We start from the raw sequence: 24272 nt of genomic DNA on the forward strand, positions 1-24272 counted from the left end.
ATTGAAAGCATTAGTAAAAACAGCACCTGGATTTGGACATGTTGAACTCCAAAACAAGCCCGAACCTGCTCCAGGGGAAAAGCAAGTCAAAATTAAAGTCAAATATGCCGGCATTTGTGGGTCCGATATCCATACGTATGAAGGCCATTATAAAGTGGCCTTTCCGGTAACACTTGGCCATGAATTTGCAGGAGAAATTGTTGAAGTGGGACCTGGCGTTCAATCCTTTAAAGTAGGGGATCGAGTCACCTCTGAAACGACTTTCTCCGTTTGTGGGCAATGTCCGTATTGCCAAACGGAAGACTACAACCTTTGCAGCGAGCGCAGAGGGCTTGGTACCCAGCAAGATGGCGGGTTCGCCGAGTATGTACTTGCCCGGGAAGAGAGTTTGCACCTTTTGCCAGACAATGTTGATTTCCGTTCAGCAGCGATGACAGAACCATTAGCCTGCACGCACCATGCGCTAGCGAAAACAACAATAAGCGAAGGCGATTTGTGTGTTGTCATTGGTCCTGGCCCGATTGGTTTGCTCGCCGCCCAAGTCGCGAAAAGCAGAGGCGCGAACGTCATGATAACTGGGCTCAACCATGACAAAATTCGCCTTGAGAAGGCGCGTACCCTTGGGATTGATTACATCGTCAATGGCGAAGAAACCGATGTCGACGAAGTCGTGAAAGAACTGACAAACGGCAAAGGGGCCGATGTGGTGCTTGAATGTTCAGGCGCCGTAAAAGCAGCCAATCAAGGGTTAAAGTTATTGCGGAAAAAGGGGCAGTATAGCCAAGTCGGCATCTTTGCTGCCTCAGAAATTCCCTTTGATCTCGAAAAAATCATTCAGAAAGAAATTTGCGTCATTGGCAGCAGAAGCCAGAAGCCGGCCGATTGGGAACCTTCTCTGATGCTTTTAAAAACAGGCAATGTCAACGCTCGTGACCTGGTCACCCATGAATACGAGCTTCATCAATGGGAGGAAGCTTATCAGGCGATAAAAAGCGGAGAAGCGATAAAAGTGCTTTTAAAACCAGAGTAAAGCAGAAGAGCGATGGAGGGACAGAATGGTTGAACATTTGCTAGATTTTATGCTTGGGCCGCTTAGAGGACTGGGGCGCTTTTACTTTGAACACCAACTTATCTTTAATACGCTCATTGTGGCTGCGGCGTTCGCCAACATCATTCGCTATAAAAAAAAGCCACAGCATAACGAGTAAAGCGATTTAGGAGGAAAGCGAGTGGAGGCTTTAAATTTATATGGCACAGGCGATATCCGCTTTGAGCAATCGCCAAAGCCAACGATCATGAATGGCAATGAAGTCATCGTCCGCGTAGAAACGGCAGGCATTTGCGGATCAGACTTATCCCGTTATAAAAAACTAGGGCCTTATATTTCCGGGACGACGTTTGGCCATGAATGTTCAGGTACGATTGATGAAGTAGGCAGCAATGTCAACCATCTAAAGGAAGGAATGCGAGTCGCTGTGTGCCCCGCTCTTCCATGCGGTGACTGTAACCAATGTCGGCAAGGGGCTTTTTCCCGATGCCATTCGCTAACGGTTATCGGAGCTGTCCAGCCAGGGGCGTTTGCGGAGTTTGTGAAGGTGCCTGCCGCAAACGTCCTCCCGTTGCCGAATGACATTGATGCTGATACGGCAGCGTTCATTGAGCCGGCAGCTGTCGTTGCCCACGGTTTTTACAAGACAGCGATCGAACCAGGAGCAGATGTTGCCGTTATCGGCTGTGGAAGCATCGGCTTGCTCGCTGTTCAATGGGCAAAAATGTTTGGTGCCAGGTTTGTGTATGCGATTGATATCGATGAACAAAAATTAACAGTAGCCGAAAGACTTGGCGCTGACCAACGGGTAAACCCACTTGATGGCCCAGTACATGAACAAATTCAGGATCTCACTGCTGGAGAAGGAGTAGATGTCGCTATTGAAGCAGCAGGGACAGCAATTACTTCTGCCCAAGCATTAGCATTGCCGAAAAAAGGGGGGGAAGTTGTATTTCTTGGCATTCCATACGGGGACGTGACGATCGAGCGTTTTTACTTTGAAAAAATTGTACGAAACGAATTGCGTGTCCATGGTTCTTGGAATGGACTGTCCGCCCCATTTCCAGGAAAAGAATGGAGAACGGCGATTCATTCTATGCAAACAGGAGCATTGCAAGTAAAGCCTCTCATTACACACCGGTTGCCTTTATCCGATGGGCCATTTGTTTTTAAGGAAATGGCCAGCGGTTCCCCTGGGTATATAAAAACGTTGCTTTATCCAGGGAAAACGAAGCAAGCGTCATTTTAAATTAGCGCTTGTTCGTCAAAGTATGTCAGGACGGTTCGATTTCCCAGGAAATAAAGGCGAATTTTTAGAGATAAACGGGTTTGATGATGAACGAATGTAATGGCGTTGTGGTAAAGCACTGGTACTGCAATGACAAATGATTTGCTTATTTTCGTGTATTCTCCAAAAATGAGGGCATCTTTTCTATCTTCTTATGGTATCGTTCTGCTGCCCAGATGATCAGCTGTTCAAAGCTATGAATGTGGTTTGCAAAAATTAGACGTTTACCTATCAAAACTATAAAACAATAAAAGTGGAACTTTTGAAGCGTTTAGAGACATGGATGAAAGATACTAATGATCTGCTCTTGTTAGGGGAAGTACCGTTGGCAGAAGATGGGAAAGTACTAGGTGGACCGTCCTTTAGTTAGTAACTGATCTTCTACGAAGAATCAATTATACAGTAAAGGAAATGGCTTTTCTCAAAACTTGAGGAGGGTTATTTCCTGTTACAAATGAATTAAATACTGGTCTTTTATAAAAAAGAACCTACAATAATTCTTGAGGAGAAGGGATTGTAGATTCTAATCATATAATTATTCAACATCGGCTACACAACGAAAGCCTAAATGCCCTGATGAACTATCAGGAGTATTTGAAGTTCGAGCTGCAACTCGGTAACGATTACAATAAGAAACATGACATAAATAAGAGCCACCACGCATAATCTTTGTTTTGCCCTTTAGCGGTCCTTGAGGATTTTCACGTCCCCCTCGACTGTGGATACTTCTGCTAAACCAATCGGAACACCATTCCCATACATTTCCTGACAAATTATATAGACCGAATCCATTTTCTGGGAAGGACTTTGCTGGAGCTGTTCCCTTAAAACCATCCTCATTGGTATTTTTATCAGGGAATTTTCCTTGCCAAATATTGCAGTAGTGCTCACCATTAGGAGTCAATTCATCACCCCATGGGTATCTTTTTTGCTCATGGCCTCCGCGTGCAGCATATTCCCATTCAGCTTCAGTTGGCAATCTCTTGCCTACCCATTTACAAAAGGCTAGGGCATCATTCCACGTTACGTGAACAACTGGATGATCCATACGGTCATCAATTGTCGAACCTGGACCTTCCGGTTGGTACCAAAAAGCACCGTCGACTGCACACCACCATGGGGTCGAAACAACTCGATTTACCCGAGCTAACACCTGTGGAGGTAAGAAGTTGTGAAACACATAAGACCAGCCAAATTTCTCTGATTCTGTTACATATCCAGTAGCTTGGACAAATTCCCTATATTCAGCATTTGTGACAGTATACTGGTCAATTAAGAAAGGATCTACTTTTATTTTTCGAACTGGCCCTTCACCATCAGCTGGAAAACCTTCTTTTTCATTTGTCCCCATTAAAAATTCCCCACCTGGAAGATATACCATTTTGTCTTTGAATAGAATTTCGTTTGATGATGTAATTTCTGGATTTTGTTGTGTTACAATTCCTTTATCTTTAAGAGTTTCTCCTCTTTTTATTGAACAACACGACATTTTTTGTTCGGTGTTCATTTCCTCACATCCTTATTAAATTTCTTGTTACAGGACTGAGTCATTATAGTTATTAATCATTAACTATTACTCAATTCAGTCATTTTTTTAACAGACTTCCGTTCTATGATCTTAGAATCAACAATAATTTCTCTTGAATAGTCTCGTGACTCTTGTAAATACGCAAATAGAATCTTAGCGGCTTCAGCGCCCATTTGATAAGCAGGTACATACACACTTGTCACAGAGGGAAAACATTTTTCAGCATCGCGATATTTATGTTCGATCGTCATGATTGAAACATCTTCTGGAACAGACAAATGAATATTGTTTAAAAAATTAATGGTCTGTTGGACCTTAGATAAATCATGCACTAATAATGCTGATGGTTTATCCTCACTAGTAAAGATTTTCTTTAATAAGTTAAGGTATGATTCTAGGTTATCGGGGTCAAAGTAATGCTTAACTTTTAGCCCTTCACTTTGTACATCTTCCTTGAACTCACGGATAACAGTATCTAATTTTTCTTCTTCCCAACTAATAACAGCTATATGCCGATGGTCTCTACTATAAAAATAATTCAAAATATCTTTATTATATTGCTTAAATTGAGCGTAAACATTAAGACCATTATTAGGAAACAATTTTTCACCAATATACGCCAATGGCAATTTGAGATTGAGCAGCTCTAATAAGGAAGAGCATGCTATCGGTGCACTTCCCAATATAAGCCCATCAATACGGTTTTGCTTAATAAAAGAATAATACTGAGGCCTACATTTATCAGATATAATTTGTTCCCTATCATTCAGTTCATTAATTAAAAGAAGATGATAGCCCTTTTGTATCAAAATATCATTAACTCCCTTTATGAACTCAAGGATGTACGTACTTGATAGAACTTCTGTTGAGTCAAGTGAAGGGGGAAAATACAATCCGATCAATTTTGTTTCACTTTTCGCTAAGTTTTGCGCAACAACGTTAGGTATATAATTTAATTTATTAACTGCCTCATATACTTTCTTTTCCGTTTTGTTGCTTACATAGCCACTTTTATTTAAAACTCTTGAAACAGTGGAGATGGAAACCCCAGCTAAATTTGCTACATCATAGATAGATGCTTTCATAGTTGTTCACCACAATATTATGAATTTTATTTTTGCAAACATCCGATTGTCCCTTTCGTCGAAAAAAGATATGGAAGCACTTTCATATTTAAAATTTACCAAATATATTAAGTATGGTCAATTGATTAGCATAATTTCTAGAAGAATAGATATAACGTTTTGTTATACCCTATAAATTAATTGTTGTTGCGTGGTTTTTAAAAATCTGATAAATTTGAGCATATAACTGAAAGCGCTTCCATATTTGCTGTGAATGATTGGTTTTTTATTTTTTACATTTATAAAAGCGCTTTTATATAACTGCAAATATACTTAACCATTTTTAGGATTGGAAATCAATAAAGGAGATGAGCAGATATGCGAGCAATTATGGTTATGTTTGACTCACTAAACAGACATATGCTGCCAAACTATGGTTGTGACTGGACACATGCACCGAATTTCAAACGATTAGGAGAGAAAACAGTTGCGTTTGACCAGTGTTACGCAGGGAGCTTACCATGTATGCCAGCAAGAAGAGAACTCCATACTGGTCGCTATAACTTCTTACACCGTAGCTGGGGTCCGATCGAACCATTCGACAATTCGATGCCGGAAATGCTGAAACAAAATGGTGTATACACACATTTAGTAACGGATCACCAGCACTATTGGGAAGACGGGGGTGCCACCTATCACCCAAGATATAATTCCTTTGAAATAGTTCGTGGACAAGAAGGTGATCCTTGGAAAGGTCATGTGAAAGATCCGGACATTCCAGAAACTGAAACACCAGAACCATTTTCTAGTTCTACTATGTTTAAACAAGATATTGTTAATCGAAGTTATTTTGAAACAGAAGAAAAGCATCCACAAGCTGTTACTTTCTCTTTAGGAATGGATTTTATCCAGAAAAATAAAGACGAGGACAATTGGTTTCTACAACTAGAAACATTTGATCCTCATGAGCCATTTTTTGCTTATCAACAATATAAAGATCTTTATCCTCATGAGTACAATGGTAAACATTTTGATTGGCCACCTTATTATTTTGTTCAAGAGTCTCATGAGGTTGTCGAACATGGTAAGTATGAATATGCAGCACTATTGAGTATGTGTGACAATTATTTAGGAAAAGTAATGGATATGATGGACAAGTACGATATGTGGAAGGATACGATGTTAATTGTTAATACTGATCATGGATTTTTATTAGGTGAGCATGGATGGTGGTCCAAGAGCGTTATGCCAGTTTATGATGAAATTGCTCACACACCACTATTCGTTTGGGATCCTAGAGAAGGTAACAAAGGAGAAAGAAGACAGTCAATTGTACAAACAGTTGATTTAGCTCCTACTCTACTTGAATTCTTTGGTGTTACACTACCAGAAAATATGGATGGAAAACCTTTAAGACAAGTTATTAAAGCTGATCAGCCAATTCGGGAAAGCGCTTTATTTGGCTTCCATGGAGGGCATGTCAATATAACAGATGGTCGTTATGTCTATATGAGAGGTCCCGTATCTCCAGAAAATAAACCGTTATTCGAATATACATTAATGCCAACCCATATGAGACAGCTTTTTGATCGTGGAGAATTACAAAACATAGTCATTCATGAGCCATTTTCATTTACTAAAGGGTGTCAGTTAATGAAAATTGAAGCTGGAAGTGGATTTGTAAACCCATTTCAATATGGATCTAAATTATTTGATCTAGTTAATGATCCTGATCAGGAAGAGGAACTGGATAATTTGGAAATAGAATTACAACTAATTAAAAAAATGGCGGAATTAATGAGAGCTAATGAAGCCCCTGATGAACAATATGAAAGATTAGGAATCCCCAAAGATGGAAGGATGACTGTCGAAGAATTAACTAAACAGAAAGCGGAAATAAAAAAGGCAGAGCAGTTAGGTATTTTAAAGGATTATTCTTGGGATAGAGGGGCAAAAAATCAAATGAGGGCATTGCTTAACATCTTTCCAGAGAATGAGCGACAACATCTATTAAATATGTTTGAAGACTTTGTCGTAGGGTCTAAGACCTCGAAAATCGATACAAGTTTGGTAGATAATTTTATTGATATGTCAATCTCAAAGGATAAGAAAGCACAAGCATCTTATTTCTTAAAGTTAGCGAGTCGTACTAGTTAGAAGCCTTTTTATAAATTTAATTATGGGGTGAGTTATTTGGGAGCAAATATTAGAAAATCGACTAAAAGTGAGATATTTAGATATGCCTTTGGGGGGTTAGGTTCCAATATACCTTTTCTGTTGACGTTGACTTACTTAATGTTTTATTTAACTGATGTCGTTGGGATATCCCCTATAGCTATAGGGGGGTTGTTTCTCGTATCTCGTATTATTGATGCAGTAACCGATCCTATAATGGGGATGATTGCTGACCATACTAAAACAAAGTTTGGTAAGTTTAGACCATATGTTATGTTTGGGGCACCTTTACTAGGTTTAATAACAATAGCTTTGTTTAACGTACCTGCTGTTTCTGATAGTCTACAAGTTGTATATATCTATATTATATATATTGTTTATTCTTTAATCTCAACAGTGGTAAATATACCTTATCATTCCTTAACACCGATATTGAGTGAAGACAGTGACCAAAGAACTACTATTGCAACTGCCAAAACAGCTATGTCGGTCCCAGCTAATATCATTGTCAATGTTTTAGTATTGCCAATGGTTGCAATGTTTGGCGGCGGACAACAAGGTTGGACAGTAACATCTATTATTCTAGGGACTGTACTTACAATTAGCTTCTGGATTTGTGCTAGTAGTGCTAAGAGACATGATGTGATTGTTAAAAACGATGACAGAATTAATAAACGTAAGTTTAGCTTAAAAGAACAGCTATTCTTAATTGGGAAAAATAGACCACTGTTAATGATTATGATAGCGATGTGTACGAATTTAATCGCCAGTTCTTCTGTAGGAGCAATTGCCCTTTACTATTTCACCTATAATTTAGGGAGAGCTGATTTATTCCCATTACAGAGCTTAGTAGCTATTCCATTTACAATTCTAGCGTTTATTTTATTACCCGTCCTGTCTAAGAAAATAGGGAAAAGAAATGTTTTCCTATACGGAAGTATGATTGCCATTATTCCTGCACTAACAATATTATTTACCCCATTTGAATTCGTGTGGGTAATCTTTGCAGCAGCAGTAACCACAGCAGCACTCACACCTTTTACAGGCAACATTGCTTGGGCGATGCTTCCTGATTGTGTGGATTACGCCGAGTGGAAAACAGGTGTTCGTGGTGATGGTGTAGTAACCTCAAGTCTTACTTTCATTAACAAACTTGGATCCGCCTTAGGCGGATTACTAGGAGGGGTATTATTAGGGATATCAGGATATGTTGCCAATCAAGCGCAAACTCCAGAGACTATGCAAATGATTGTTTATATTTACGCAATAATGCCAATTGCGGGACATATCTTCTCTATTATCGCATTAAAGTTTTATAATATTGATAACAAATTGCATAAGCAAATTATTAAGGAACTTAAAGAAAGAAAAAATTCAAAAATTGACACGGCAGGACAAACTATCATTTGACGGTCCATATAGAGTAGTAGAAAGGTACAATAAAATCAACACAGAATGAAGTGTGAAGTATTGTGCCCATTATTTCGCAAGACGAACTAGCTAGAGCAATTAGTTGCAATTAGCCTGTGCTTTTTGGGAATTTTTATAAAATTAATGGATCGAGCGAGGAGCTACTAGTCTAAAGATTATTTTAAAGGACGAGGAAATTACGTTAAACACAACTTAAAAAATATATACGAGGAGGAATTTTTAAAGTGAAGAAAAAAAGACCTCATATTATATTATTTAATCCTGACCAATGGAGAGGCGATGTAATGGGTCATATGGGAAACAAAGCTGCCATTACACCAAATTTAGATAAGTTTGTTTCAGATGATGGCGTTTCTTTTAGAAATGCATTTTGTCAGAACCCTGTATGTACACCAAGTCGATGTTCATTTATGTCAGGATGGTACCCACATGTAAGAGGTCACCGAACGATGTATCATATGATGAGTCCTGATGAGCCGGTATTGTTGAAGCAATTAAAGGATGATGGATATTTTGTTTGGTGGGGCGGAAAAAATGATCTCATCCCATCAGAAAATGGATTTGAAGATTATTGTGATGTTAAATATGTACCAAAACAAACGCCAAAGCCGATGTTTGGTGGGGCTTTTAATGGTGAAGGAGATAATTGGAGAGGTCAGCCAGGCAGTGACACTTATTATTCATTTTTTGTAGGTGAGCTTAAAAAGAGAAGTGATGAAGATTACTATTATGATTCAGATTGGGCAAACATTTTAGGAGCTATCGAATTAATTAAAAATAGACCAACAGATAAGCCGTTATGCATTTACTTGCCAATTCTCTATCCTCATCCACCATATGCTGTGGAGAAGGAATGGTACAATCTTATTGATAAGTCTCGTTTACCAGAGCGAATTTCTGTTAATAAACTCTCTAAAAACAAACCATCTATGCTTTCTGGCTTACGTGAGCGGTATAATATGCAGGAATGGACGGAAGAACGTTGGACAGAGCTTCGTGCAACGTATTATGGTATGTGTTCACGTGTAGACTTCCAGTTTGGATTGTTGATGGAAGCGCTAAAAGAAGCTGGAATCTATAATGATACAGCTGTGTTCTTCTTCTCAGATCATGGAGATTTCGCAGGCGATTATGGACTTGTAGAAAAAGCACAAAATACGTTTGAGGATTGTTTAACCAAGGTCCCATTTATAGTGAAACCACCGGCCAATAACGCTGTGAAACCTAGAATAAGTGATGCACTTGTAGAACTAGTTGATTTAACTGCGACAGTTCAACACTATGCTGGAATTACCCCAGATTATACTCACTTTGGAAAACCATTGGATTCTATTATTTCTGGAGAGACGGATGATCATCGTGATGCTGTATTTTGCGAAGGAGGACGTCTGCAAGGTGAATTTCATTGCAATGAGTCTGCACCAGCCAATGAGGATCCTTCCATGTTGTATTGGCCAAGAGGTGAGATGCAGCGAAGCGAAGGACCAGAGCACACAAAGGCTACAATGATTCGAACGAAAAAATATAAATATGTCCGTAGGTTCTATGAAACGGATGAACTATACGACCTTGAACAAGATCCAGGAGAAACAACAAATAAAATAGACGATCCATCTCTATCAAATGTTCTAGTTGAATTAAAGGAGAGAATGTTGACATTTTATCAAGAAACATGTGATGTGGTACCCCATGTGAGATCAAGCAGAGAAATAAAGTAAGGAATAAAGAAAAAGAATCTTCATATAGTCTAGTCGTAACGATCTTGCTAACGGCTGCAATGCCAAATGATTTGCTAATTTTCGTGTAAGCAGTTGACATCCTGGCTTTCTTATGCCATGATAACGTCAAATACGAAGAAAGGAAAAGGTACCTCAGCCAATGAAGCAGTAATTCTATCTACAAACAGTAATTAAACATCCATTGAAAGAGCGTTTTTGTCCGCTCCATGAATATGGCGATTAATTATGTTTAGAGATGGGATTCGTCTGCTTTTTTGATAGAGGTGCACGTATACTGCGATTTTTTCTGCCCGTATATGGGCAAAAGTGGGTCGTCGTATGCGCACATTCCTGCGGACGGACTCTCTCTAACATATAGAGGGGGTTTTTTTATGTTGTTAATGAAAGCAAAAGAGATTAAGAAAAGCTTTGGTGCACGGGAACTGTTGAATATTAAGGCGCTCTATCTTTATAAAGGCGACCGGGTCGGGCTTGTCGGAAACAATGGCGCAGGCAAGTCGACGCTTTTGCGCATACTGGCCGGCGAGGAAAAAGCCGATTTGGCGACTGTTGAAACATACGGCTCAGTCGCTTATGTGCCCCAGCTAGAAGACGAAAATCAGACAGTGGCAGGGGAGTTGGCCAGCAAATGGCATGTCCCAGATGGAAGCGTACAAACAATGAGCGGCGGGGAACAAACACGCAAAAAAATTGCGGCTGCTTTAGCATCCAATCCGCATATTTTTATTGCTGATGAGCCAACGAGCCATTTGGACATCGATGGAATGGAGCAACTAGAAAAAGAGCTAACTGCTTTTAAAGGAGCCGTGCTGTTAACTTCCCATGATAAAGTATTGGTTAATAAAGTGTGCACGGCCATTTGGGAACTGGAAGATGGCTGCCTCACCATATATGAGGGAAATTACGATCATTATCTCAAGCAAAAGCAGGCCAATAACCAAAAAGCCCATAAAGAGTACGAAGCGTTTGTCCAAGAAAAGAACAGGCTAGAACAGGCGGCCAAACAGATCCAAGCAAAGTCGGCGAAAATTAAGAAAGCACCAAGCAGAATGGGCAATTCAGAAGCACGGCTGCACAAACGGAGTTCAGGTGTTCAGAAAGCAAAGCTAAACCGCGCTGCTGAAGCAATGCGGACGAGAATGGAGCAGCTCGAAGTGAAAGAAAAGCCGAAGGAGGTTGAGCCGATTCGTTTTGATATGGCGCAATTTCCTATTCTTCATAGCAAACGAGCGGTCCAATTTCAAGGCTGCGCTGTACAAATCGGTGCCAACATTCTAAAAACGAAGGTTCATGGGGAAGTGCCGACAGGGGCTAGGTTGGCGATTATTGGCCCAAACGGTTCGGGAAAAACAACGCTTGCTCGGCAAATTGTTGACCGCAGCGGCGGCTTGCATGTAGCAGCACCAGCTAAGATCGGATTTTTTCAACAGCAGCAAGAAAACTTGCTCGAAGGAAAAACCGTTTTAGAAAATATGATCGAAGACAGCCCGTATACACAAACATTTATTCGCACAGTCTTGTCAAGGTTGGCATTTTCCCGGAACGAAGTCGATAAGAAAGCGGCTGTGTTGAGCGGCGGTGAGCGAGTAAGGGCTTCCCTTGCCAAAGTCTTCCTTTCAAATTGCAATGTCCTTGTCCTTGATGAACCAACGAACTACTTGGATATCGCGACGAAGGACTCACTGTTAGAAGTGCTGAAGGCCTACCCTGGGACGATTTGCTTTGTTACGCACGAACGAGCATTGATTGATGACCTTGCAACCCATATCCTTTCCTTCGCTGACGAGGAACCGACCGTAACAATGGTTGCGCCTGATAAAAAAGAGCAAAAACGAGACGGTGCTGAAGAAGTAAAAGCGGCCTTATTGGCAGTTGAACTGAAACTGTCGGAAACGCTCGGCCGCCTTTCCACAGCAGTCGATGAACACGAAAAGCAAGAATTGGACCAAACCTTTCAGCAGTTGCTTGCTGAAAAAAAGCGGCTTTTGCAGTGAGGGATCGCAAGTTGACTCAAAACCGGTAAATAAAAGGATAAAACAGTTAAACAAAAATACGGGAAAGCATCGAAACTGGGTGAACCAATGAACGGTTTACCCGGTTTTATGTATAGTCTAAAATCCCCTTCCGTTAAATCGTTGATAGGATGCTAGGGAAGATCAATGATTGAATAAGTGAACGTGCGGATTTATAATGAAATTGATTAGTTGATAACCTATTAGGGGAAAAATCATATAGAACGGAGAGTTCGTTTAATGATGGCACAAGAGCATATTAAACTGGTGATTGGTGCAGGGGATTACAACAACAACCCAACATGGTTGCAAACTCAAGAAGTAGAATTGAGTTTATTAAGACGAGTTGATTGGGAAAAAAAGTTTGAACGCCGTTGATAAGCGCGATTTTTGCTGAACATGTATGGGAACATTAACGTATGAAGAAGGAGTTCAAGCTGCAAGGACTTGCTTTGAATTTTTAATGCCTGGAGGGTATGTTCGTTGTGCTGTCCCCGATCGTTCTTTTCCTAATGAAAATTACCAGTTAAATGTACGAGTGGGAGGGCCAGGACCTATAGACCATCCTGCAGCAAGCCATAAAATTATCCATACATATAAAACGATTACCGCCATGTTTGAAGAGGAGGGCTTCGTTGTTTCTCTTTTAGAGTATTGCGATGAAAACGGTCAATTTCATTACAATGATTGGAATGAACAGCAAGGGTTTATTGATCGCTCAAAACGCTTTGATCATCGAAACCAACAGGGAGCTCTTCGTTTTGTTTCTCTTATCGTTGACGCGAAGAAACCAATAGACGTTAAGGCCGGGAATCTACGGCCTTTCATTATAGATGGATGATGTGGAAAGTGCTCTTCAACCGAAATATAGTGGTTTTTCATCGCCGTTTCAGCAACGTTCGCTCGTTAGCGAACTTCAGCCAAGAGGAGCCTAGCCGATGTATAAAGATGGCGGGCGGCAAAAACTATGCTACAATACGTGATAAGTGCCCACGATCCTAACTACTCGTGGTGTGCTTATTTTATCTGTAAGGCGGGACAAACTGATGTATTCTTTTGTGCTTCTGCTCGTATTGATCGCCGTTTTGTGGTATGCCTATCAGAAAAACAAAGAAACGTTCAAACAGCTTTCAATTGGGCAAACTGCCGGTGTTTTCGTTTCGTATGGCGCTGCGATCGCCATCATTGTGGCGGCGCTCTATTATGTGGTGCAGCCATTAACGGAGCCGATTGCCAATGAGCTGCTAAAGCTAGCTGCTCGTTTTGGGTTTCTCATTATTGTATTGTTTGTTTGCATGTTTTTCCTAGAAAAAGTACTTAAAAAGATCACGAATGGCGTCTTTCCACCAAAGAGGGGATAAGCGCCTTTCTACACAATTTATTCGTACGTAGGAACCAAGAGTCGATTCCCCTCATTTAGTTAGGGGGAGGGCATCCAGGTCTTGAGCCACCACAGCCCTTGCCAAGCAGCAATTGGGCTATGGTTGTGGGTTGATAGGCGATTACGGTGACCGCAATTCTTCTTCTGTTACCCATTTATGGTTTTGGACTGTTTCGCCATCTATCTCAAAATCAACCATATACACAGTTGTCTGCTCACTTGAATCAATGACTGCTTCGGCTCCGTCCATCCCTTCCATATGATCGGCGTTTATTACAACCGTGTCGCCAGGAGCATAAGCCTGATCTTCATGACCTTGCAACTCTTCATGTATAACCCATTTGTGGTTTTCAACAGGCGCTTCCCCCGTCGTCGGCGTATACGATACAGCGTAAGCCGTTGTTTTATAGGCACCGACAATGGTCGCTTCCGTGCCTTTCATTCCTGGCATATGGTTGGCTTCCATCATTGCTTTGCTCCCGACTGGATAGGAAGGGTTGTCTGCCACCTTTAAATTGTCAGGCACTTCACCAGAACTTGAATGGTTTCCATGGTGGTGCTCGCTGTTGTGATCGCCTGTCTCTTCATGAGCTGGTTGTTCGGCCGGTTCTAAGTTGTCCGAGTCGGTTCCGCAACCTGCTAAACTAAAGGCCAATACAGTACTTGTTACCAATAACCGTTGCTTCATTAAAACGCCTCCTGTTCATTTTTCTTTTACATCGTACCCTTATAGGGTATTTTTAAAACCACTAGAGACAGGCTGTTCTTGCTAGAGAAAGCAGTTGAACGTATAACGAACGAAGAAAATGAAAAAAGAAGCTCGCCCTATTTTGAGGCAAAAGCTTCCTACAGACAATTCGTTGACTTGGGGACAGCTTAACTCACTGTATTTTCCAAAATCGTAATCCGCCCGTTTGTTCCGTCTACTTCCACTTCCGCTCCGATTGGCACACTGGCTTTGTAGTAACCGTGTCCTGATTGGAGATTCGTGACGAGTGGTTTGCCTAAAGGCACAAGAAAACCGGAAATCAAATCGTCATAGCTTGTGTTGTAGGCGATCGGACAGCTTGTGCATGTGCCCATAATAATCGCTTCGCAATCAGCAAATTTGCCAGCCGCCTCAAGGTGTGCCAAATAGCGGTAGACAGTATTGACTGGTTCATGCGTATCTTCTAAAAAAATGACTTTTCCGGCTGTATCAATTTCATAAGGTGTGCCAAGGCTGTCAACAAAAGAGGTGAGGTTGCCACCAACAAGCGGGCCTCTTCCTCTGCCATTAACGAGGCCGTTAAGCGGGAAGCCAGGTGGGTTTTCTAGAAGGCGCGGGCTTGATGGCATCATCGTTGATGAGAAGAACTGGTTGAAATTGTAGTCAGGCGTGCCGTTGTGAAAATCAAGCAAAAGCAAACTATGAAAGCCAATCAAGTCTGCTTCCTGGTAAAGCACATTTAATAAAATCGTAATGTCGCTATAGCCAGAAATGATTTTTGGGTTGGCACGGATGGTTTCAAAATCAAGGTATGGAAAAATGCCAGCAACTCCTACGCCGCCTCGTGTCGGCAAAATCCATTTAATCGAAGGGTCTTCGATCATCGCCATAAAATCACTGGCGCGGTCTTGTGGCGGGCCAGCTAAAAATCCGGTACGGGCATAGACATGTTCGCCGAGCACAGGCTCGAAGCCGAGCCCCCTTAAATAAGCAACATTCGCATTTATCGCATCAGCAGAGCGGGGGCTACCAAGGGTGACGATACCAACGGCATCCCCTTGCTGTAAACGCGGTGGTTTTTGGGCCATTGTATACCTCCTTTGCGGCGTCTTTGCTTTTGCATGTATATGTGGAAGAGGCCTGCACAAAGAACAGCAAATCATGATAGTTGAATCCAGGCATAGCAAAAGCCCTGCACACTTGTTGGTGCAGGGCTTAGACTGTAAACACACGCTCGCATACGTCATCGTTTGTCTCGTTCGTGCTTTGCAACTGTTGCTCAAGAACTTCCTTTGACCAAAACAGGTTCTCTTTAGTCTGAGTCCGTTTTTAACGGTTGCGGATTTTCTCGATTTCGTCAGCGACAAATTGAACTTGTGGGCCAATAACGACTTGAATATTATGGTTGGATACGACATTAATGCCAGGAATGCCGGTACGTTTAATTTTTGCTTGGTCAACTACATCCATGTTTTTGACTTCGACACGCAAGCGCGTGACACAGTTCTCCATTGAGACGACATTACGATCACCGCCTAGTCCATCATAGATCATGGCCGCCATCGCTGTATACTTGCTCCCGTCTTGAGCGTGTTCGCCGGCCTCTGGCACTTTTTCTTCATCGTCCTCCTCTTCGCGCCCAGGGGTCATCAAGTTAAATTTAACAATCGTAAAGCGGAATAGCGCGTAATAAACGACGGCAAAGCCAAGCCCTTGCACAAGCAGCATCCATGGCTGGTTCGCTAGCGGCAGCCTTGAGCTTAAAATAAAGTCAATCAGTCCGGCGCTAAAGCCGAATCCAGCTGTCCACTGAAAATAGGCGGCAATGGCCAACGACAAGCCGGTAAGCACCGCATGGATTACATAAAGAACAGGCGCTACAAACATAAACGCAAATTCAAATGGCTCGGTCACGCCTGTGAAAAACGAAGCAAATCCAGCAGCGAGTAGCAACGACGCTGTTTGTTTTTTGCGTTTCGTTTTCGCCGTATGGTACATCGCTAGCGCCGCGGCTGGAAGGCCAAACATCATGACTGGAAAAAAGCCAGCTTGGTACATGCCCGTAATGCCTTTTTCACCGCTTCCAGACCAGAAATTCGCAATGTCATTGATGCCAGCAACGTCAAACCAAAAGACCGAATTTAGCGCGTGGTGAAGACCAGTTGGAATGAGAAGGCGATTAAAAAATCCATATAAACCAGCGCCTACATAGTGCAAGTTGCTAATCCACGTGCCAAATGTGACAAGGCCTGAGTAAACAAATGGCCAAACGATAAAAAGAAGGGCGGAAATGAGCAACATCGAAGCTGCCGTCATAATAGGCACGAGCCGTTTTCCGCTGAAAAAAGCAAATGCGGCCGGAAGTTGGACATGGCTGAAACGGTTATACATCATAGCAGCAACAATACCGGATAAAATTCCAATAAATTGCGTCTGAATCGACCCAAACGCAGCATTGACATTTTCTGCGGCCGTGCCTGTCAGCAAGGCAACTGAATCGGTAGACAACAAATGGGTCACAACGAGAAAAGCAACGAGCCCGCTTAGTGCAGCTGATCCGTCACGCTCCTTAGCCATGCCTAAGGCAACACCGATCGCAAACAAAAGGCCCATGCTCGGCCCGCTAACAAGAGATTCGCCTGCTGCGATTAAAAAGGCAGCGACGGGATTGCCTTCTCCCCAACCGCTCGGGTCCATCCAATAGCCGATTCCCATTAATATTGCAGCTGCAGGCAACACGGCAACTGGCAACATCAATGAGCGCCCGATGCGCTGTAAGTAATTCATCATCAACCATCCATCCTTTTTTAAAGTAGTGTTTGATATAAAAGACTTTTCAACATACTGATGGCAATAAGGAAAACATAAATGGCGGAGGTATCTCATGGAATCGTAATGACTTAACGCCCCCTGCCAGCATGAATGGAATGATCTCCATAAAAAAATCCAAACAGCAGCATAAATATGCTGCCATTTGGATTATGCCTGGTTTTTCCCAGTAACACGCCAATTGTCTATTACGTTCGTTTAATAAAGCAAACGCCAAATATGCAACGTTAAATAGAGCTCTTCATTAGAGGAGAGTTCCCAGCCATACTGCTTATGAAGGATACGGCCAATTTTTGTTGCACATTGATAGGCTTTTTTGTACGTTCCTTGGATAAGTTCAATTAATTCAGGGTCAAACTGCTTGTATTCGACCTTCTCTTGGTGAAGCTGGCGTAAAACAAAGTACCGTAAATGCGTGAGCAGCCGCAAGTAATCAAATGAATCTTCATTTAGCTGGAGCTCGTAATCGAACTCAATGATTTTGACAATCCGGTTAATTACTTCTGTCATTTTTACCGTTTCTTTCATGTGCCGTTGTTGCCCTTGGGCATTCACAAAATGGTACGTTAAAAACGCCTCTTCGCTTTTCGGCAATAGCACATCTAATTCGTCAAAGACAATCCGAACCGCTTCTTTTGCAGCCTTATGCTCTTTTGGGTAAAGGCGATCAAGCTCCCATGGATGTGAATGGGGGTAATCGATGCCATCTAACGTTCGCTGAATCGCGTAATTGAGATGGTCGGCCAGCGCTAAAAACAAATGGTCGCTTAACTGGACGTCAATAATCGTTTCTGCTTTGCGGATCATGGCCGCTGCCACTTTGAAAACGGCAACGGGGATGTTGTCAATTAACTCTGAAAAGGGGTGAGTGCTAGAGCCTTCAGCCGAATATTTTTTAGTGACCAATGTTTCATCAATCGCATCGCCTTTTTTGCGGTTAAAGCCGATGCCTGTTCCAATGACAACCCATTCTAAGCCAGCAGCATCCTCCACCAAAGCAATATTGTTATTAAACGATTTGATGAGGTTCATGCGATGCCTCCTAGCCATCAGAGCGGCCATAGCTGATGCCTGATCGGATCAGTAACACGTACGACCTTGTTTGTACGTATTATAGTACATGAAAGCATTTCCGTAAATAGCGAGAAGTGGAAATGAATGCTTGACGTAGCACAAATGGACGGCATTTCTTAAAGTCGCCGCCACTATTGTGGTACAGGCCGCGAAAATAATGGCTAGCTAGGAACGTTTCGGCCAAAATGTATAGGACCATGAATAAATCGTGTCGATGAAGAAAATCAGACCCCAAAGCATTGAAATCGAGTGGATCGTTTCATTTGGATAAGGGCTGTTAGCTGGATTGTACGATTCGCTGCCTAGCCATGACAAGTCCCGTAAATAAGAAAGCGCGTCATTCCAATTGTTCGTGCCGAGTGCGAAAAACACCGTTTGTGCGATGAGAAACACCAACAAATGGGCAAAGGAGGATCGGCGGTACATACGAGCTTGATAACTTGGGTCCTTTTGTTTTGCGATTTGCTCTCGATCTTTGTCCGTAAGCAAATCAATGCCCCGTAAACGGCCTATTTTTTCTTTCATCCAACGGTCAAGCTTTTTAAAGTCTTGGATGCCAAATGTGACAGCGTACAGGACAAAGACCGTAATGATGATTTGCAATGTTGATAATTCGCCAGTTTCCTTGTACAATAGCCAGCCAAGCCCGGCTTCCAATGCATTGATGCCGACAAACAAAAAAATAAAGACAATACTGGTACCCCGTTTATCAAGACCGTAACGAGCCACGCCAAACAAAAGCAAGCAAACGAGCGATGCAAGTTCCATCGCAATAAAAAGCGGTGCGGCAAATTCGACAATTCCATTCATGCTCTTACATCCATCCTTTCTCTTCTGCGATCCGCAATGCGTCGTGGCGGTTAGTCGTTTCGAGTTTTTGCATCGCAGATGATAAATAGTTGCGGACGGTTCCAATGGAAAGGTGCATGGCAGAGGCGATCGTTTCTGTGCTTTCGCCATTGCGCACTCGCCGGAGCATTTCTTGTTCACGGTCATTTAGTGGGTTGGGCTGCAAACGAAACAACATGTTGCTAAGTGCCGGAGAGATGACATTTTCGCCAGCTACAATGCGGCGGATCGCTACAATCAATTGGTCAATCGGGTCATCTTTAAGCAAATAGCCGTCCACGCCAAGTTTCATCGCTTGTTCAATATAGCCTGGTCGCGAAAAGGTCGTTAACAGTGCAATTTTCCCTTTGAAACCATGGTGTTTCACGTATTTAGCTGTCTCGAGCCCTGTTTCATCAGGCATTTCAATATCCATAAGGAGCAAATCTAGTTCCTCAAGGTCGGGAAACGAGCGGACTGAGGCGCCGCTGGAAACCGCTCCGGCAACATGGATGTCTTCTTCTAAGTTAAGCAGTGACTCAAGCGCATTGCGCAAAATTGTTTGATCTTCAGCAATTAAAATTTGAATCATTTTCCTTCTCCTTTTACGAGTACAGTTGGGACGGCTAACGTAACCGTCGTCCCTGAATCGATGCCGCTTTTCCATGTACATGTGCCGCCAACAAGGCGCATACGTTCTTTCATTGAAGCAATGCCGTCGCCCTGTTTTATGTCGGGTGATTCGATCCCCACGCCATCATCGCGAATATGGCAAATAAGCTCGTTGTCTGTATGGAAAAACGCCAATTCCACTAAATCAGCGCGGCTATGTTTGTAACAGTTTACAAGCGCTTCGCGAATCGACAACGCCACCATTGTTTCAACGACTTCCGTAAGGATGGGGATTTCTGCTTCCCCGCGGACAGAAAAGGCGGTGAACGTTCCTTTAAACAACGTCTTCGCATGGTCGATTTCAGGCTTGATTTCGATATGCTTTAAACCAGCCACCACCTCGCGAACTTGCTTGGCAGCGGAACGCGCCGTTTCAAGGACATCGCCCATTTCTTGTTTGGCTGCTACAGGGTTGCTGTCTGCTAATCGAATCGCCAGTTCGCTTTTAAATTTGATGACGGCAAGTGTATGGCCTAGCGTATCGTGCAAATCCCTAGCAATCCGGTTTCGTTCTTCTTCTTTCGCAAAAGCAGCAAGTTCCGATTCGGCACTAGCGAGGTCCCGTTCGAGACTGTGTGCTCGTTTCATATAGCGAATCGTAACTGGCAAAATGAGTTGTAAGAATAAAAACGGCGCGTAAACAGTCGTCAAAAACGAAAGCGGCTCGCCTGTCGTAACCGTAAAGACTAGCACATAACTGGATACTAAAAACAACATCGACAAGCACAAGTAAGGCCAAAAGCGGACTCTACCGCTTACATCGCTAAAAAGAAAAAGATAAATCAATAAGCTATGATCGATATGCACGGCGACGAATGCGAAAAGGCAAATGCCGATGGCACAAGCAGCGACAAAGCGCCAATCTTTCCACCAAAGTGCGACGTAGTAAGCTGCTAAAATAGCCGTAAAACAAAACAAGCGTAGCGACAACGGCAGTTCGCTTTCTATTGTTAACAAATTAAAGAATAAAAAAGTAAATACGAAAATATCAAAGAAAAGATAGCGTTTCATTTGTTCCCGTGGATAAAGTTGAATCATAGGGAGGCGCTCCTTTATAGGCGATCCCTTTTATTATAGCGCCTTTATAGATTAAGCGATAACCCGATAGAGTGCTATTCATAGATGTCATTGTTTTTTTGTGACAGGTGTCATATGCAAATCGATTTAAAAAAATATTGCGATTTAAATTTTTAAATTGTATGATAGAACGTAAAGAAAGAGCGGTTGCGCGATTAGAAGAAGGGCAGGCTCACTTGATCTACGCCTTGACCGTAACCTGTACCTCCACACTCCAGTGAGGCATGCAATAGGCAAAGGATGAGAGGAACAAAAAACATGATGAAGAGGGGACGGAAATGAAAACACGATCGTTTTTACTTGAAAGAAATTTTATGATTTTGCTTTCTGGCGTGTTTATTAATGGAATTGGTGCAGGCGTTTATGCGGTTTCGGGTATGTTGCTTGTCCTCTATTTGAGCGGAAATGTCTTTTATTCAGGTCTCGCGTATTTCGCAGTGACAGTGGCAAATGCATTGGCTTTCTTAATCGCACCATTTGCTCGATACGTAACGTACAAAAAAGGCTTAATTGTATGCGAAGTGTTGAAGTCAGCATTGCTTTTTACACTACCACTCTTTTACGCAACGATTGGCCTGAACGTTTATTATGTGATCACACTGCTATTTGCGGTTTCTTTGCTAGCCCAGTTTACATACCCGATCGAATCGACGATTATGCCGATTATTGTCGGTAAAGAAAACATTATTAAAGCAAATGCGTACTTGCAAACGGTGAGGGAAGGAATGGATATCGCCTTTGTTGCTGGCGCCGGTGTTCTTGTTGCTTTCATTGGCCCTGTTCAAGCAATTTTGATTACAGCGGTTTGCCATTTGTTATCATCATTAACGTACACACTATTCCGCTTTAGACAAAACACTGTCCCTCAAGAAAGACAAGGCGTGAAACAAAGCGCGGTCGCCTACAAAACAGATTTAAAGGCAGGGATGACGTATATTTCTCAATCGCTTATTCCAAAAATGATTGGATCGATTATCTTTATTAATTTGGCGATGGGCGTGATGGTTCCGAATTTGCCTGCATTTACATTAATGAAAGGCAATAGTGAAGCCATTTATGGGTTTTATTTGGCTGGATTGTCACTTGGCGTCATGATTGGCACACTGATTACTCCGAAAGTCAAAGAATGCCGTTTCGGGCTTTTGACGATCGTTGGTTTCTCTAGCACTGGTATCGCCTGGCTTGGTACTGCTTTTCTGCCCATTTACTTTTCTTTGCCTTTCTTTTGTATCGGCAGTATCGCGATTGGCATTTTTAATATCCTCCTTTTTTCTTCCATTCAACAACAGGTGGAAGAAGCAATGATTGGCCGTGTCGTGACAGTCATATCCAGTGCAGCAGCAGTCGGTACGCCGTTTGGTTCCCTTATAGGTGGAGCGCTTGGCTCTATCTTTACCCCTGTCTTGCCTGTTGCGCTTTGTGGAATAGCGATGTTGTTATTTAGTACCAGCTGGTTGATTCACCCAGTACTCCGAAAACTTCCTGCCATTGAAAAGGCCTCTTTGTTTGTTCGCAAGCCAACCCATAGTCAATCGGTGTAGAAAAAACATGGTTGTGATTCAGGAGAAAGGAAAAAGGAAACGAATTGCTTTGCTGCCCAAGGAGAGTCCCTTCTCTTTGGGTTTTGGCGTTTGGTTTAGGCGAATACGGCAAATGTAGTAGATTGATAACAATGGGGACAAGTTACTATGTTTTTTTCATTTTTTATAAGCGATATTATGTTGGGAAAATGTAATTCCATTCCATTTAGAGGAGAAATCTTTTAAACTGTAAGTATAAACGATTAGCAAAGGGTGGTGTTGAGATGAAGCGTATTATTGTGTGTGACCGTGACTTAAGCGAGTGCTATGGAATGGAGTGGCTAATTCGTTCTTCTCATTTGCAAGTAGAGCGTGCCGGAATTGCGTGTTCGCCTGAAGAACTGTTTGAACAAATGGAAACAGAACGTCCTGATGTCATTTGCCTTGAATTGGATATGTTTCAAGGGCGTGAATGGGAACAACTAAAACATTATGCAGCTATCTTTACGCCTGCTCTTGTGGCGGTTTCTGCAGAAGCAACGTATGCAAAAGCAATGCAGGCGCTAGAACTTGGCTGTGTCGACTTGCTTATAAAACCACTTGATTCTGAGAAACTACTACGGCATTTGCACAAGCTACTGCGTGAAAAGCGTCCTGTTGTTGTCCAGGGCGAAAAAGAAGAGCCTAAGTGGCCCTGTCCATCGTACCGTGACCTTTTTTTGCCTGGCCGTGCCGATTCGTACCCAGGAGATGTGGTGCTCATCCAACATGAAGAGAAAGGCAAAACCATAAAATTGCTTGAATTTGCCGAAGCTTTCCCATTTACAGATAAACCGGCTATTCTCCCGCTTAGTGACGTTGTTATGCTTGTGTTTCCTGATCGTGACCCTTGGCGGGAGAAACTGTGCCATAAGCTGCTTAATAGTTGGGATGACCAAGACAATGGCTTAGCCGTCTTTGTTTTGGACCAAAAGGAAAACCGTTCCTTGCAGGAGGCCTATCAGCGAGCGCTACTCCATTTGCAGCGGGCATTTTTTATCGGTTTTGACCAAGTGATCGTGACTGGGGAAGCGTTCTCATGGAAACGAATCGATCCACTTTTGACGCCAGAGGAACAACGGATTTGGATCGAAATGTTGAGAGACAATAAACTCACTTCCCTCAAGCAATGGCTATATGGGGAATTTTATTATGCTGGCGGCGCTTTGCCCGATCCTGGGCTGCTGCGGATTAAATTGACAAGCATTCTTGCCCAAGTGCGCCGCTATATGCGTAATTGGAAAATGGCCGGAGAAGACGTGGAACGCGCCTATTACAACCTGTTTAATAGCGTATTAAATATGCCAGTTCTAGCAAGGATTGTCCAGGAGCTCATTTTGTTTATTCAATTTCTGTTTGAGCAAACGCGCCGCGTGGAAACGGTCCAAAAAACAGACGTTGTCCATGAAGCGCTCCGCTATATGAACAAGCATTACCAAAACCCTAAGCTTAATTTAACACGTGTAGCAGAGCATGTCGGCAGAAATCCTTCGTATTTAAGCCAGTTGTTTTCAATACGGCTCAAACAATCATTTCGCCATGCGCTCCAAGACATTCGGATTGCCGCTGCCAAGGAGCTGCTTGCTGACCCTATGCTCGCCATCGGTGAGATAGCCGAACGGGTAGGCTATGCAAACCCAGCCTATTTTTCAAAAGCATTCAAAAAACAAACTGCATACAGTCCGAACCAGTACCGCATTCGAGAATTAACTAAAGAAAAGGAATAAACATAAAGAAAGTATAAATGAAAGGAAAATTTTCGGACAGAAATAAATGAAAAGTCAAATATATTAAACAAAAATCCAATCGAAATCAGCTAGGCGCAAATGGTGTGGCTCCCTATACTGCTAAGTAAGAC

19 protein-coding genes and 1 pseudogene are annotated in these 24272 nt (G+C 42.5%); 11 read left to right on the top strand and 9 right to left on the bottom strand.

The genetic code is table 11. The annotated features are described in order from the left end of the window. The first annotated feature begins 1 nt into the window (after position 1). From N6H06_RS04245 to N6H06_RS04255, 3 genes are read left to right on the top strand one after another with little or no spacing between them, the layout of a single operon-like run. On the top strand, positions 2 to 1030 hold the full coding sequence (locus N6H06_RS04245) for a zinc-binding dehydrogenase (RefSeq protein ID WP_212954294.1): 1029 nt from the start codon (positions 2 to 4) through the stop codon (positions 1028 to 1030). A 25-nt stretch (positions 1031 to 1055) separates the two neighbouring features. Continuing rightward, positions 1056 to 1208, top strand: coding sequence for a hypothetical protein (locus tag N6H06_RS04250; protein ID WP_193754453.1), 153 nt, complete (start codon positions 1056 to 1058; stop codon positions 1206 to 1208). A 21-nt stretch (positions 1209 to 1229) separates the two neighbouring features. Beyond that, complete coding sequence (locus N6H06_RS04255) at positions 1230 to 2297, top strand: galactitol-1-phosphate 5-dehydrogenase (protein ID WP_263705701.1); 1068 nt, start codon at positions 1230 to 1232, stop codon at positions 2295 to 2297. A 574-nt stretch (positions 2298 to 2871) separates the two neighbouring features. On the opposite strand, the gene N6H06_RS04260 is transcribed toward N6H06_RS04255, so the two are convergent. Together N6H06_RS04260 and N6H06_RS04265 are read right to left on the bottom strand one after the other, a co-directional pair. Next, complete coding sequence (locus N6H06_RS04260; RefSeq protein WP_263705702.1) at positions 2872 to 3843, bottom strand: formylglycine-generating enzyme family protein; 972 nt, start codon at positions 3841 to 3843, stop codon at positions 2872 to 2874. A 59-nt stretch (positions 3844 to 3902) separates the two neighbouring features. Next, positions 3903 to 4949, bottom strand: coding sequence for a LacI family DNA-binding transcriptional regulator (locus N6H06_RS04265; RefSeq protein WP_212954291.1), 1047 nt, complete (start codon positions 4947 to 4949; stop codon positions 3903 to 3905). A 357-nt stretch (positions 4950 to 5306) separates the two neighbouring features. Here N6H06_RS04265 and N6H06_RS04270 point away from each other — a divergent pair, with 357 nt between their 5' ends. The 6 genes and pseudogenes from N6H06_RS04270 to N6H06_RS04295 all read left to right on the top strand — a co-directional run bounded on the left by N6H06_RS04270 (position 5307) and on the right by N6H06_RS04295 (position 13646). Continuing rightward, a complete protein-coding gene (locus N6H06_RS04270; protein ID WP_263705703.1) occupies positions 5307 to 7085 on the top strand; it encodes a sulfatase in 1779 nt (592 codons plus the stop codon). Between the two features lie 36 nt (positions 7086 to 7121). Continuing rightward, positions 7122 to 8513: an MFS transporter gene (locus N6H06_RS04275; RefSeq protein ID WP_212954290.1), complete on the top strand. Its 1392-nt coding sequence runs from the start codon at positions 7122 to 7124 to the stop codon at positions 8511 to 8513. A 245-nt stretch (positions 8514 to 8758) separates the two neighbouring features. Beyond that, positions 8759 to 10252 carry a sulfatase-like hydrolase/transferase gene (locus tag N6H06_RS04280; RefSeq protein WP_082808212.1) on the top strand — a complete coding sequence of 498 codons (1494 nt, stop codon included), beginning with the start codon at positions 8759 to 8761 and terminating at the stop codon, positions 10250 to 10252. A 392-nt stretch (positions 10253 to 10644) separates the two neighbouring features. Continuing rightward, positions 10645 to 12267, top strand: coding sequence for a ribosomal protection-like ABC-F family protein (abc-f, locus tag N6H06_RS04285; protein WP_263705704.1), 1623 nt, complete (start codon positions 10645 to 10647; stop codon positions 12265 to 12267). Positions 12268 to 12525: 258 nt separating this feature from the next. Further along, positions 12526 to 13126 (top strand): annotated as a pseudogene (locus N6H06_RS04290) (class I SAM-dependent methyltransferase). Positions 13127 to 13331: 205 nt separating this feature from the next. Continuing rightward, positions 13332 to 13646: a hypothetical protein gene (locus N6H06_RS04295; RefSeq protein ID WP_062745896.1), complete on the top strand. Its 315-nt coding sequence runs from the start codon at positions 13332 to 13334 to the stop codon at positions 13644 to 13646. 141 nt (positions 13647 to 13787) lie between these two features. Here N6H06_RS04295 and N6H06_RS04300 read toward each other — a convergent pair whose 3' ends face one another. From N6H06_RS04300 to N6H06_RS04330, 7 genes are all read right to left on the bottom strand, one after another. Next, a complete protein-coding gene (locus N6H06_RS04300) occupies positions 13788 to 14354 on the bottom strand; it encodes a YdhK family protein (RefSeq protein ID WP_263705705.1) in 567 nt (188 codons plus the stop codon). Positions 14355 to 14542: 188 nt separating this feature from the next. Further along, on the bottom strand, positions 14543 to 15463 hold the full coding sequence (locus N6H06_RS04305; RefSeq protein ID WP_062745899.1) for a S66 peptidase family protein: 921 nt from the start codon (positions 15461 to 15463) through the stop codon (positions 14543 to 14545). Between the two features lie 241 nt (positions 15464 to 15704). Further along, positions 15705 to 17165 (bottom strand): N-acetylglucosamine-specific PTS transporter subunit IIBC, encoded by a 1461-nt coding sequence (gene nagE / locus N6H06_RS04310; RefSeq protein WP_212954287.1) that lies wholly within the window; start codon positions 17163 to 17165, stop codon positions 15705 to 15707. 237 nt (positions 17166 to 17402) lie between these two features. Further along, the gene (locus N6H06_RS04315; protein WP_263705706.1) at positions 17403 to 18236 is read right to left on the bottom strand and encodes a PRD domain-containing protein; all 834 of its coding nucleotides are present in this window, start codon (positions 18234 to 18236) and stop codon (positions 17403 to 17405) included. A gap of 207 nt (positions 18237 to 18443) precedes the next feature. Next, the gene (locus tag N6H06_RS04320; RefSeq protein WP_062745904.1) at positions 18444 to 19088 is read right to left on the bottom strand and encodes a hypothetical protein; all 645 of its coding nucleotides are present in this window, start codon (positions 19086 to 19088) and stop codon (positions 18444 to 18446) included. 4 nt (positions 19089 to 19092) lie between these two features. Continuing rightward, positions 19093 to 19698, bottom strand: a complete 606-nt coding sequence (locus N6H06_RS04325; protein WP_263705707.1) for a response regulator transcription factor — start codon at positions 19696 to 19698, stop codon at positions 19093 to 19095. After that, positions 19695 to 20816 (bottom strand): sensor histidine kinase, encoded by a 1122-nt coding sequence (locus tag N6H06_RS04330; protein WP_062745908.1) that lies wholly within the window; start codon positions 20814 to 20816, stop codon positions 19695 to 19697. Before N6H06_RS04330 ends, N6H06_RS04325 begins: the two co-directional genes overlap by 4 nt. A gap of 317 nt (positions 20817 to 21133) precedes the next feature. Between N6H06_RS04330 and N6H06_RS04335 the strand changes: the two genes are divergently transcribed. Further along, complete coding sequence (locus tag N6H06_RS04335) at positions 21134 to 22396, top strand: MFS transporter (protein WP_263705708.1); 1263 nt, start codon at positions 21134 to 21136, stop codon at positions 22394 to 22396. A gap of 263 nt (positions 22397 to 22659) precedes the next feature. Next, complete coding sequence (locus N6H06_RS04340) at positions 22660 to 24141, top strand: response regulator transcription factor (protein WP_062745912.1); 1482 nt, start codon at positions 22660 to 22662, stop codon at positions 24139 to 24141. Positions 24142 to 24272 lie beyond the last annotated feature (131 nt).

Origin of the sequence: Shouchella tritolerans (assembly GCF_025770735.1) — a bacterium.
In the GTDB taxonomy this organism is placed as follows: Bacteria; Bacillota; Bacilli; order Bacillales; family Bacillaceae_D; genus Shouchella; species Shouchella tritolerans.